General features: G+C 74.7%; 9 protein-coding genes. 1 reads left to right on the top strand and 8 read right to left on the bottom strand.

Features of this window, described 5'->3' with window-relative positions:
- Window positions 1-9: 9 nt before the first annotated feature.
- Together ABZ809_RS25080 and ligA are read right to left on the bottom strand one after the other, a co-directional pair.
- The gene (locus tag ABZ809_RS25080) at window positions 10-2619 is read right to left on the bottom strand and encodes a bifunctional diguanylate cyclase/phosphodiesterase (protein ID WP_357565046.1); all 2610 of its coding nucleotides are present in this window, start codon (window positions 2617-2619) and stop codon (window positions 10-12) included.
- A gap of 198 nt (window positions 2620-2817) precedes the next feature.
- Window positions 2818-4953 (bottom strand): NAD-dependent DNA ligase LigA, encoded by a 2136-nt coding sequence (gene ligA / locus ABZ809_RS25075; protein ID WP_357565045.1) that lies wholly within the window; start codon window positions 4951-4953, stop codon window positions 2818-2820.
- Between the two features lie 206 nt (window positions 4954-5159).
- On the opposite strand from ligA, the gene ABZ809_RS25070 reads away from it, so the two are divergent.
- Window positions 5160-5690, top strand: coding sequence for a type II toxin-antitoxin system PemK/MazF family toxin (locus ABZ809_RS25070; protein WP_357565043.1), 531 nt, complete (start codon window positions 5160-5162; stop codon window positions 5688-5690).
- A 99-nt stretch (window positions 5691-5789) separates the two neighbouring features.
- Here ABZ809_RS25070 and ABZ809_RS25065 read toward each other — a convergent pair whose 3' ends face one another.
- The 6 genes from ABZ809_RS25065 to ABZ809_RS25040 form a co-directional block, all read right to left on the bottom strand.
- Window positions 5790-6791, bottom strand: coding sequence for an ADP-ribosylglycohydrolase family protein (locus ABZ809_RS25065; RefSeq protein ID WP_357565042.1), 1002 nt, complete (start codon window positions 6789-6791; stop codon window positions 5790-5792).
- Between the two features lie 313 nt (window positions 6792-7104).
- Window positions 7105-7464 (bottom strand): VOC family protein, encoded by a 360-nt coding sequence (locus tag ABZ809_RS25060; protein ID WP_357565040.1) that lies wholly within the window; start codon window positions 7462-7464, stop codon window positions 7105-7107.
- A gap of 35 nt (window positions 7465-7499) precedes the next feature.
- Window positions 7500-8504, bottom strand: coding sequence for a methionine synthase (locus ABZ809_RS25055; protein WP_357565039.1), 1005 nt, complete (start codon window positions 8502-8504; stop codon window positions 7500-7502).
- Between the two features lie 179 nt (window positions 8505-8683).
- Complete coding sequence (gene mnmA, locus ABZ809_RS25050; RefSeq protein WP_357565037.1) at window positions 8684-9757, bottom strand: tRNA 2-thiouridine(34) synthase MnmA; 1074 nt, start codon at window positions 9755-9757, stop codon at window positions 8684-8686.
- A 631-nt stretch (window positions 9758-10388) separates the two neighbouring features.
- Window positions 10389-11564, bottom strand: a complete 1176-nt coding sequence (locus tag ABZ809_RS25045; protein ID WP_357565036.1) for a cysteine desulfurase family protein — start codon at window positions 11562-11564, stop codon at window positions 10389-10391.
- A 777-nt stretch (window positions 11565-12341) separates the two neighbouring features.
- Window positions 12342-12622, bottom strand: a 281-nt coding sequence (locus ABZ809_RS25040; protein ID WP_357565034.1) for an electron transfer flavoprotein subunit alpha/FixB family protein, incomplete at its 5' end; no start/stop codon positions are given.

Below are 12622 nucleotides of genomic sequence, written 5' to 3'. Positions count from 1 at the left end.
GCGACGGGCTCAGCGGGCGTGCCGCCGGGGAATCTCCGCGTCGGGGCTGGGCGTCGGGCGGACCGGCCGGTAGCGGGCCAGCCAGCCGACCAGTTCCTCGGCCGGCATCGGCCGGGCGTAGAACCAGCCCTGCGCCGCGTCGCAGCCGGCCGCGTGGAGCATGCGCCAGGTGCGCTCGTCCTCGACGCCCTCGGCGACCACCCGCAGCCCGAGCGCCTTCGCAAGCTCGATCGTCGACTTGACGATCGCCGCGTCGTCGGCGTCCTCGGCCATGCCCAGCACGAAGGAGCGGTCCACCTTCACCTCGGACAGCGGCAGCCGACGCAGGTGCTGGAGAGATGAGTATCCGGTGCCGAAGTCGTCCAGCGCGATGCCCACGCCGATCCGGTGCAGCCGGGTGATGGTGGCCAGCACCCGACGCGGGTCGGCCATCAGGGCACCCTCGGTGATCTCCAGTTGCAGCCGTTCGGGCGGCACCTCGTACCGGGCGAGCCGGTCGGCGATCTGGTCGGCGATCTCGCCGGTGTGCAGATCCCGCACGCTGACGTTGAGCGCCGCCGGCAGGGCCAGTCCGGCGGCCGACCACTTGGCGAGCTGTTCCACCACGTCGTCCACCACGCGGCGGGTGAGCAGCCGCATCACGGCGCTCTGCTCGGCGACCCGGATCAGTTCCTCCGGGTCCACCATTCCCCGGCTCGGGTGCCACCAGCGCAGCAGCGCCTCCACACCGACCACCTCGCCGGTCGCGATGGCGATCTGCGGCTGGTAGTACATGGTGATCTCGCCGGCATCGACGGCCGGGTCGGCGTCCGCCGCGTGCTGCGGTGCCGCGTCCTGCCGGATGCCCGGCCGGCCCGCCGGGGCTCGGTCGCCGCCGTGGCCGCCCGCGCCGGCGTCGGCGGGCGGGGCCGCCCGGCGGGTGGTCGCAGCGTCCTGGCCGCCCGGCCGCCCGACGCCGTCGTGGCGGCCGGGGACCACGGGATGCTGGTCGGGGCCGACCGCCTCCGAGGCCGCCCGGCGGCGGATCGGGTCGGCGGCGGTGACGATCCGGTTTATCAGCTCGTCGGGGTGCGGCGGCTCGGTCAGCTTCCGGCTGCGGCGCAACCGCCAGCGGCCGACGCCGGCAGGCAGGCCCACGCCTGTGGCCGGGAGTGCGGCCCCGTCCCCGCCCCGCGTTCCGCCGGTGCCCTGTGATCCTGCGCCCGGCGCCGGCCCCACCGGGACGACCACCGTCGGCCCGCCCAGGGCACCGCCCGGCTCTGCCGCTCCGACCGGCTCTGCCGCTCCGACCGGCCCGGCCGGAGCGCCGGCCGGACGGCCCGACTCCAGCACCCGGCGCAGGTCGGCGAGCAGGCCGAGCCGCTCGGCGGAGTTGTGGTCGGACTCGGCCGCGTAGACCGCCACGGTGTCGTTGCGGTGCTTGGCGTCGTACATCGCCACGTCGGCGTGACGCATCAGGGTCGCGAAGTCCTCGCCGTGCTCGGGGAAGATCGCGATGCCGATCGAGCCGCCGACGTCGAGCGGCAACCCGTCCAGCGACACCGGCTCGGCCAGCGCGCGTACCACCCGGTCGGCGAGTTCACGGGCCTCGTCGACGTCGGTCAGACCGGTCATCACGATGGCGAACTCGTCGCCGCCCAGCCGGGCGACCGTCTCCTCGTCGACGACGCCGGTCAACCGGGCGCTCACCTCGACCAGCAGCCGGTCCCCCACCGCGTGCCCGAGCGCGTCGTTGACGTTCTTGAACCGGTCGAGGTCGATCAGGAGCAGTGCCAGCCGCGCCCCCGGCTCACCGCGGGCCGCTCGCTCGGCGTGCAGGTGCACCTGCTCGCCGACCTCGGCCAGCAGCGCCTTGCGGTTGGGCAGGCCGGTGAGCGGATCCAGGGAGGCGAGCTGCTGCTGCTCGACGCTGAGCCGGGCCATCCGGTAGACGGCGAACAACGGCACCAGCACCAGCGGAATCAACGCCGCGCTGGCCCGCGCCGCGGCGACCAGCACCGGGGCGAGCAGCAGCAGCGAGCCCGTGGAGAGCAGCTCGAAGCCCAGCCCCTGCCGCAGGCTGGGCCACCAGCGGTCGCCGAAGCGCAGCCGGACGGCCACGCTGACCAGCGCGTAGTTGACGGCGAACCAGGCCACCGTCGCGCCGCCCACCGCCAGCACGTCCGTGCCGCGCAGCCGGCCACCGTCGAAGATGGCCCCCGGCCCCAGCCAGGTGACCGCCTGCGCGGCACTCAGTGCGCAGGCGTACTGGCCGGCGTTGAAGGCGGTCCGCCAGGGGGCGTGACCCAACCGCCAGCCGGAGATGACCACGGCCACCGCCTGCACCGCCACCGCCGGACCCAATCCCCAGCCGAGCAGGATGGCGAAGGTGAAGCAGGTGGACGGGAAGACCGCCGAGGTCTGCCGGCGGCCGGGCGGGACGAACGGGCGCGCGTCGCAACCGACGGCCAGGGCCGCCATCACCCAGAACGCCACCGGCAGCTCCGGCAGCTCGCCGGGGAGGGCGAGCAGCGGGCGTACGCAGGCCAGCGCGGCCAGCACGAGCACCACGCAGACGAAGGCGAAGAAGGGACGGGCCCGGCCAGGCGGAACGGAGTTGCGCGAGTCTGCGGCCTCCATCACACCTCCCGAGGGCTCGGTCCACGGGGCGTGACCCGGTCGCACGCCGTGCCACCAATGAAACGCCCTCCGTGGCGCAATGGCTGGCACGACAGTCGCGAATCGGTCGTAGTCGTAATTAAGTTGGTATGCGGACGCGCCCGAGCAGGCCGGACGGGCGGTTGGCCCGGACGCGACCGGCCTGCTCGGCCCGGCGCGTCACTCCTCGGTGCGGGCGACCTCCCGGGCGGCCTCCGGACCGGCGTCCAGCAGCACCCGGAACCCGTCCTCGTCCAGGACCGGCAGCTTGAGGCTGGCCGCCTTGTCCGCCTTCGAGCCGGGATTCTCGCCCACCACGACGAACGACGTCTTCTTGGAGACCGACCCGCTCACCTTCCCGCCCCGGCTCTGGATCGCCTCCGACGCCTGGTCACGGCTGAACCCGGCCAGGGTGCCGGTCACCACGACGGTGAGCCCCTCCAGCGGGCGCGGCCCCTCGTCGACGGCCTCCTCGGCCATCCGCACGCCGGCCTCGCTCCACTTGCGAACGACCTCGCGGTGCCAGTCGACGGCGAACCACTCCCGGATGCTCGCGGCGATCGTCGGCCCGACGCCGTCGACCGAGGAGAGCTCCTCCTCGGTGGCCCGGTCGATCGCCTCGACGGAGCGGAAGTGCCGGGCGAGCGCCTGCGCGGCGGTGGGGCCGACGTGCCGGATGGACAGGCCCACCAGCACCCGCCACAGGTCGCGTTCCTTCGCCACGGCCAGGTTGTCCAGCAGCTTGTGGGCGTTGCTGCCGAGGGTGCCGTCCTTGTTGACGAAGAAGGGCGACTGGGTGAGCTGCTTTTCGTCGAGGGAGAACAGGTCGCCCTCGTCGGTGATGACGTGCGCGTCGAGCAGCGCCGCCGCGCCCTTGTAACCCAGCGCCTCGATGTCGAACACCTTGCGGCCGGCGAGGTGGTAGACCCGCTCCCGCAGTTGCCCGGGGCAGGTGCGGGAGTTGGGGCACCGGATGTCGACGTCCGCCTCCTTCGCCGGGGCGAGCGGCGAGCCGCAGGCCGGGCAGGTGCTCGGCATGACGAACGGCCGGGCGTCGGCCGGACGCAGGTCGACCACCGGGCCGAGCACCTCGGGGATCACGTCGCCGGCCTTGCGCAGCACCACGGTGTCGCCGATCAGGACGCCCTTGCGCTCGACCTCCCGCGCGTTGTGCAGGGTGGCGTACGCGACGGTGGAGCCGGCCACCTTGACGGGCTGGAGCACAGCCCGCGGCGTGACCCGGCCGGTGCGCCCGACCTCGACGTCGATGTCGAGCAGCTTCGTGTTCACCTCCTCCGGCGGATATTTGAAGGCGATCGCCCAGCGCGGCGCCCGGCTGGTCGAGCCGAGCCGGCCCTGGATGGAGACCGGGTCGACCTTGACCACCACGCCGTCGATCTCGTGCTCGACGTCGTGCCGGTGCGCCGCGTAGTGGGCGATGTATTCCGCGACGCCGGCCAGGTCGGGCACCACCCGCCAGCGGTCGCTGGTCGGCAGCCCCCACGCCTTCAGGGCCGCATAGGACTCGGACTGCGTCACCGGCTGGAAGCCACGGCGGGCGCCGAAGCCGTGCACCACCAGGCGCAGCGGCCGGGAAGCGGTGATCCGCGGATCCTTCTGGCGCAGGCTGCCCGCAGCGGCGTTGCGCGGGTTGGCGAACGGGGCCTTGCCCTGCTCGACCAGCCCGGCGTTGAGGTCGGCGAAGGCGGCCACCGGGAAGTAGATCTCGCCCCGGACCTCGACGAACTCCGGGATGTCGGGGAACTCGGCCGACGTGCTGAGCTGACCCGGCACGTCGGCGATGCTGCGCACGTTGGCGGTGACGTCCTCGCCCGTGCGGCCGTCGCCCCGGGTCGCCGCCCGGACCAGCCGCCCGCGCTCGTAGGTGAGGTTGATGGCGAGCCCGTCGACCTTCAGCTCACACAGGTAGGACACCGGCCCGCCCGCGTCGCGCTCGACCCGCTCGGCCCAGGCCGCCAGCTCCTCGTCGGCGAAGGCGTTGTCGAGGGAGAGCATCCGCTCGGCGTGGGCGACCGGGGTGAAGTCGGTGGAGAAGGTGCCGCCGACCCGCTGGGTCGGCGACTCGGGGGTGCGCAGCGCCGGGAACCGCTCCTCCAGCGCCTCCAGCTCCCGCAGCTGCCGGTCGAAGTCGGCGTCGGAGATGGTCGGCGCATCCAGCACGTAGTAGCGGTACTGGTGGTCCGTCAGCTCCTGGCTGAGCGTGGCGTGCCGCTCCCGGGCCTCCGGGGTCGGCTCGGCGCCGGCCGCCGCCTCCTGCGCCGGAGTGACCTGCTGGGCGATGGCTTCCTCGGACACCGTGCGACCTCCCGTGATTCCGCTACCCCGGCACCGTATCGGGCCGGTGGGACAATCCGCCGACCACCCGCCGCGCCCGACCGGCGGCGCGGCCCCTGACGTGCGAGGATCGCCGGACGGCGGGGCCACGTGCGCTGGCCCGCTCCCGCCGTCGAGACCCGCGGCGTCCGCGCCGCACCCGCAGGCTAGGCGAGGCGAGGGTACGGATGCCGGAGTGGTTGATCTGGGCGGTGGCGATCGTGCTGGCCGTGGCCGCCGGCTGGGCCTGGAACGATCGGCGGCGGAATCCCCGGGACGGCGACCCGCGCCCGACCCGGCGCCCACGCACCCGGCCCGGCCGGAAGACGTCGCCGGGCGGGCCCGGGCGGTCCACCGCGCCGCCCCGGCCGCGCACCGCCGAGCGGGCTCCCGCCGACGCGCCACGTCCCGGCGAGATCTGGTGGGCCGACGTCCCGTACGCCGACGGCACCGGCTCGAAGGTGCGGCCCTGCCTGGTGCTGCGTGCCGATCCCCGGGGCGCGGACGTCCTGAAGATCACCAGTCAGGACAAGAGCGACCGGGACGACCACGTCCGCATTCCGACCCGCGAGTGGGACCCCGACGCCGACCACGACAGCTTCGTCGACCTGGCCGAGCCGGCCCACGTCCCACTGCCGGACTTCTCGCGGCGGGCCGGTGCCTGCGACCCCGCCCTGTGGCGCCGCATCCGCCGCCTGCCCCACCTGCCCGGCGCCTGACCGGCCTGCCCTCCCCTGCCCGGCGCCCGACCGCCGTCCTGTCCCCTGCCTGGCGCCTGTCCGCCGCCCTGTCCCCGCCTCCGTCCCGCCGGGGTGGGCTCAGTCCCAGGACCGGGCGAGGGCGGTGAGCTGGCCGGCGTACTCGATGCGGGTGGCCCATTCGGCGGGCCAGGCCGGCATGCCCAGCGCGGCGCCGACGAAGGCACCGGCCAGCGCGGCGATCGAGTCGGAGTCGCCGGCGGTGGTAGCGCCCCGGGCCAGCGCGGCCACCGGGTCGTCGGCGTGCCGGATCGCGCAGAACAGGGCCGTGGCCAGCGCCTCCTCGGCGATCCACCCCTCGCCGGTGTGCCGGCACGGGTCGCCGCCGTCGTCAGGGCCGGAGAGTGCGGCGTCGAGGCGGCCGAGGATCGCCAAGCACTCGTCCCACCCCCGGGCGATGAAGTCGGCCGGGGCGGCCACGCCCGGGCGCTGCCAGAGGTCACCGAGCCAGTCGGCGCGGTAGACCTGCCGCTGCTCGCGGGCCCGGTCGGCGAGCAGCCGGGGCAGTTCCGCCAGCGTCGCGCCGTCGCGCAGCAGCCGCACCGCGAACGCGGTCAGCTCGCTGGCCGCGAGGCCCGTCGGGTGCCCGTGGGTCAGCCCCGCCTGGAGCTGGGCCAGCCCGGCCAGCGTGTCCAGGTCGACGTCGACGAGGCCGACCGGGGTGACCCGCATGTTGGCCCCACAGCCCTTCGAGCCGGCCACCGTCGCCTCCTGCCAGCGCACCCCACGCCCGAGTTCGGCGCAGGCGCGCAGGCAGGTCATGCCCGGCGCCCGGTTGTTCTCCGGGCTGGCCGCCCAGTCGAGGAAGCGCCGACGCAGCAGCGGCTCGACCACCTCCGGCGTCAGCGCCGGCGCCTCGTGCAGCGCCCAACCGACGGCCAGCGCCATCTGCGTGTCGTCGGTCACCAGTGCCGGGTCGCCGTCGAGGTCGCGCGGGCCGGCCGGCCCGTAGCGGCGGACGATCTCGGCGACGGTCAGGAACTCGGTCGGCTTGCCCAGCGCGTCACCGTAGGCGAGGCCGAAGAGGGACCCGGCGGCCCGCCGGAGCGAGGTGTCGATCATTCCCGCGATCATGCCGCCCGACCGCAACCCGCACCACCCGGGCCGCCGGCCAGGCCGAGCCCGGCAGGCGATCGACGACCGTCGGCGACGGTCGGCACTCGGGCGAGTCAGCGCCCGACGGCACCCCGGCGAGTCAGCGGCCGGCGGCGGGCGGCGGCGGGCCGTCAGCGGCGGACGGCGGCCAGCGGGCCGTCAGCGGCGGGCGGCGGCCAGCGGGCCATCAGCGGCGGACGGCGGCCAGCGGGCCGTCAGCGGCGGGCGGCGGCGGGCGGGCCGTCAGCGGCGGGCGGCGGCCAGCGGCGGTCGTCAGCGGTCAGTCGACGAAGACCAGGCAGAACGGGTGACCCGCCGGGTCGGCGTAGACCCGGAAGCCCTCGCCCTGGCCGGGCAGTCGCCGGGCACCGAGCGCCAGCACCCGGCTCTCGGCCGCCTCGATGTCCTCCACCTGCACGTCCAGGTGCAGCTGCTGCGGGACCGCCGGGTCGGGCCACGTGGGCGGGCGGAGGGCGGGTGCCGCCTGGAAGGCGAGCCGGTGCCCGGAGCCCGCGATCACGACCCAGGTGTCGTCACTGGCCCCGTCGTCGACGGGCAGGCCGAGCAGTTCCGAGTAGAACGTGGCCAGCGACCGGGGATCGGGGCAGTCGATGACCACACTGCGCAATTGTCCAATCATGACGGCATCCTGCCCCGCCGGCACGACGGGAAACCTCAGTCCTCGGCGAGCCGCCGCCCCGCGTCCCGACAGGCGGCGAGCGCCGCGCGGGCGTACTGCGGGGTTGCCTGGGCGAGGCCGCAGGCAGGGGTCACCACGACCTGCTCGGCGAGCTGCCGGCGCGGGAACCCGAGGCGGTCCCAGAGCCGGCGTACCCGGTCGGCGACCTGTGCCGAGGTCGGCGCGCGACCGGCGGTGGCCGGCCGGGTGGGCACGGCGCCGGCCAACAGCCCGAGCCCGGCGTCGATCGCCTCGCCCAGCGGGTCGAGGTCGGTGACGAGCGCGAGGTCGAGGGCCACGCCGACGGCCCCGGCCGAGCGGATCAGCTCCAGCGGCACGTCCGGCGCGCAGCAGTGCACGACGGTCGGTACGCCGGCCGCCTCGACGACCGTGCGCAGCAGCGACCCGGCGACGCCCGGCTCGACGGCCCGGTACACGCCGAACCCGCTCTCGGTGGGCACCCGGCCGGCGAGCACCGCCGGCAGCGACGGCTCGTCGAGCTGGAGCAGGACCGTGGCGCGCGGCAGCCGGCGGGCGACCGCCGCGACGTGCCCGCGCACCCCCTCGGCCAGCGAGCCGGTGAGATCCCGCACCGCGCCGGGATCGCGCACCATCCGGCCGCCGATCGGCAACTCCAGGGAGGCCGCCAGGGTGAACGGGCCCCCGACCTGGATCTTGACCGGCCCCGCGTACGCCTCGGCCTGCTCCGCGAGCTGGTCGAGGTCGCGTTCCATCAGGTCGCGGGCCCGCCGCAGGTCCCGGCCCGGGCGCGGCGCGATCCGCCAACGGGCCGCGTACAGCTCCACGGGCAGCTCGACCAGCAGGCCGGCGGTTCGGCCGATCAGGTCGGCGCCGGGGCCCCGGGCCGGCAGCTCCGGCAGGTGGGGCAGCGCGGGAAGCTCACCGAGGACGATCCGCTGCGCCTCGGCGATGTCGGTGCCGGGCAACGAACCGATGCCGGTCGCCGCCCCGGCCGGCCACGGCCACGGCTGATCTGTCACGGCCGAAGACTATCCGTACGCCGGCCGGTCCCGCCCGACGCCCGACGCCCGACGCGCGACGCCCGACGCGCGACGCCCGACGCGCGACGCCCGACGCGCGACGCCCGACGCGCGACGCCTGCGCCCGATGCCGACGCCTCCGGCAGCGGCAGCGGCAGCGGCAGCGGCAGCGGTGATGGTCAGCCGGCGATGGTGGCGGAGCCGAGCACGATGTCGCCCGCCGGGTCCGGCCGGTACGCCACGATCGCCTGGCCGGCGGCGACCCCACGGACCGGGCGGCGCAACTCGGCACGGAGCCCGTCGGGGGTCAACTCGACCGCCGCCGGCACCACGTCGCCGTGCGCCCGCAGTTGCACCTCGCACTCCAGTGGCGCGTCCGGGTGCGGACCGCCCGTCCACACCGGGCGCTCGGCGCGCACCCGGGAGACCTCCAACGCCTCGGCCGGCCCCACCGTCACCGTGTTCGTCTTCGGCGTGATGGACAGCACGTAACGGGGCCGACCGTCCGGCGCCGGGCGATCCAGGTGCAGGCCGCGCCGCTGCCCCACCGTGTACGCGTACGCCCCGGTGTGGCTGCCCACCACCGCGCCGGTGGTCGCGTCCACCACGTCGCCGGGTGCCTCGCCCAGCCGCCCGGCGAGGAAGCCGCGGGTGTCCCCGTCGGCGATGAAGCAGATGTCGTGCGAGTCCGGCTTGTCGGCCACCGCCAGCCCCCGTCGGGCGGCCTCCTCGCGCACCTGCGCCTTCGTCGAGTCGCCGAGCGGAAAGATCGACCGGTCCAGTTGCTCGCGGGTGAGCACCGCCAGCACGTACGACTGGTCCTTCGGCAGGTCGACGCTGCGGCGCAGCAGGCCGTCCGCACCGAGCCGGGCATGATGGCCGGTGACGACCGCGTCGAAGCCCAGGGCCACGGCCCGGTCCAGCACCGCGGCAAACTTGATCTTCTCGTTGCAGCGCAGGCAGGGGTTGGGCGTACGGCCCGCCGCGTACTCGGCCACGAAGTCGTCCACCACGTCGGAGTGGAAGCGGTCGGCCATGTCCCAGACGTAGAACGGGATGCCGATGACGTCGGCGGCCCGCCGGGCGTCCCGGGAGTCCTCCAACGTGCAGCAGCCACGTGCGCCGGTGCGGTAGGTCTGCGGGTTCCGGGCCAGTGCCAGGTGCACGCCGGTCACGTCGTGCCCCGCCTCCACGGCCCGAGCCGCCGCGACCGCCGAGTCGACCCCACCCGACATCGCCGCCAACACCCTCACCGGCCCACTCCCTTCACCCCACCGAGCCTATCCCCGCACCCCCCACCCCCACCCAACCCATCCCCACCCCACCCCTGCCCCACGCCCCCGCCCCTCCCACGCCCACGCCCACGCCCACGCCCACGCCCACGCGATCTTGCACTTCCGGCCCTAGCAAACGCCGTAAAAGCCGCAGAACAGGGGCAGAAAGTGCAAGATCGCCGGCAGCGGCACCCGGCCGGCCAGCCCCGCTGAGCCCAGCCAGCCTGCGCCGCCCAGCCCGACCAGCCCGACCCGGCCCGGCCCGGCCCGGCCCGGCCAACAGGCTGCACCCGCCGCGCCCGGTCGCGGGAGCCCGCGAGTGGAACACCATGGGTGTCACCAGCGCCCTTTGACAACCATGGTGTTCCACCCGTGGTCTCCGCCAGCCTCCGCCGCGGGTTCCGCCGACCTCCCTGCTGCACCCTCAGCCCAGCCCAACCCAGCCCGACCCGACCCAACCCAACCCAACCCGACCCGACCCGACCCGACGATCTTGCAGTTCCTGCCCCAGCTATGGGCTACTTTGTCCCATTCGTGTGGGCACAAAGTGCAAGATCGCGCGGGGAGAGGGGGCGCGGAGGCGGGAGGGTGGGGGTGGGGTGGGGTGGGGTTAGCGGGGGGTACGGAGGGCGGCGGCGCGGCGGGCGCGTTCGACGGCGGCCGGGAGGGCGGCGATCAGCGCGTCGATGTCGGCGGGGGTGCTGGTGTGGCCGAGGGTGAACCGCAGCGAGGAGCGCGCCCGGTCGTCGTCGGCGCCCATGGCGAGCAGCACGTGCGAGGGCTGGGCCACCCCGGCGGAACAGGCGGAGCCGGTCGAGCAGGCGATTCCCTGCGCGTCGAGCAGGAGCAGCAGGGCGTCCCCCTCGCAGCCGGGGAAGGAGAAGTGCGCGTTGCCCGGCAGCCGGTCGGTCGGGTCGCCGTTGAAGACGACCTCGGGCACCGCGTGCCGTACCCGGTCCACCAGGTCGTCGCGGAGGGCGGCGATCCGGGTCGCGTACTCCTGCTGGCCTTTGACCGCCGCCTCCACCGCGACCGCGAAGGCCACGATGCCGGCGGTGTCGAGGGTGCCCGAGCGCACGTCGCGTTCCTGTCCACCACCGTGCAGTAGTGGGGCGGCCGGCACGTCGCGGCCGAGCAGCAGGGCGCCCACGCCGGTCGGCCCGCCGAGCTTGTGCCCGGTGACGGTCAGCGCGGCGGCCCCGCTCGCGGAGAAGTCCACCGGCACCTGGCCTACCGCCTGGATCGCGTCGGTGTGGAACGGCACCCCGTGTTCGGCGGCGACGGCGGCCAGTTCGGCGACCGGCTGCACGGTGCCCACCTCGTTGTTGGCCCACATCGCCGTCACCACCGCGACGGTGTCGCCGTGCGCGGCAAGTTCGGCGCGCAGCGCGTCGGGGCTGAGCCGGCCGGTGGCGTCCACGGTGAGCCAGCCCACCCCGGCCTTCTCGTGATCGACGAGCCAGTCCACCGCATCGAGCACCGCGTGATGCTCGACGGCGCTGGAGACGACCCGGTCGCGCCGAGGGTCGGCGGCTCGCCGGGCCCAGAAGATGCCCTTGACCGCGAGGTTGTCGCTCTCGGTCCCGCCACCGGTGAAGACGACCTCGGAGGGCCGGGCGCCCAGCGCGGCGGCCACCCGCTCCCGCGATTCCTCCACCCGCCGCCGGGCGCGACGGCCGGCCGCGTGCAGTGAGGACGCGTTGCCGACCTCGCGGGCGGTGGCGACGTACGCCTCCAGTGCCTCGTCGAGCATCGGAGTGGTCGCCGCGTGATCCAGGTAAGCCATCACCGTTCAGCCTACGACCGGCACCGGACCCACCGAAGGCCGGAGTGCGCCGTCGCGAAGCAGCGGCAGGGATTCTTCCACCCGACCCGGTACCCGGCGCATCTCCTGGACGTCCCGGGGTACTACGAAATCCGGCTCGTCGACCCACCGGACAAGGAGATGCGCCTCGCACCATGACGCCGGACGAGCCACCGCGACGTCGGACGAGCCGCCGCCCGTGCCGCCGGACGTCGAGCTTCAGGCATACTCGGTTGTCGGCGTCTCCGCGAGATGCACGGCGATCACACCGCCCGCTCCGGGTGAGTGCCCGTTGAGGGGGCACCCTGACGGCTGATCGGCGGGCCGGCTCAGCTCCCCGGCCCGCCGATCAGCTCCCGCCGCCGACCAACCCATCGGCCCCGCCGCCGACCCACCGCCACCCGGCCCCGCCGCCGACCCACCGCCACCCGGCCCCGCCGCCGACTGACCGTCAGCGGCCCCGCCGCTCGGCCCCGCCGCTCGGCCCGGCCGGCGACCGCACCGGCCGGCGGCGGCACGGGACAAAGCCCAGCACGAGACAGAGCCCAACACGAGACAGAGCCCAACACGGGACAGAGCCCAACACGGGACAGAGCCCAACACGAGACAGAGCCCAACACGAGACAGAGCCCAACACGGGACAGAGCCCAACACGGGACAGAGCGCAGCACGGGACAGAGCGCAGCACGGGACAAAGACCAGCACGACGAGGGCCGGGAACCGTCACGGCTCCCGGCCCTCGTCAAAACGAGCGTCGGTTCACTTGCGCTTGCGGATCTCCTCCGCGGCCTGTGGGACGATCTTGAACAGGTCGCCCACCACACCGAAATCGGCAAGCTCGAAGATCGGCGCCTCACCGTCCTTGTTGACCGCCACGATCGTCTTCGACGTCTGCATACCAGCCCGATGCTGGATCGCACCGGAGATACCCAACGCGACGTACAACTGCGGAGACACCGTCTTACCGGTCTGACCCACCTGGAACTGATGCGGATAGAAACCCGAATCGACAGCCGCCCGCGACGCCCCGACAGCACCAC

The organism is Micromonospora sp. NPDC047074, assembly GCF_040643815.1.
Taxonomy (GTDB): Bacteria; Actinomycetota; Actinomycetes; order Mycobacteriales; family Micromonosporaceae; genus Micromonospora.
Note: the sequence above shows the minus strand (reverse complement) of the source record. Positions and strands in the feature narration are given on the sequence as shown.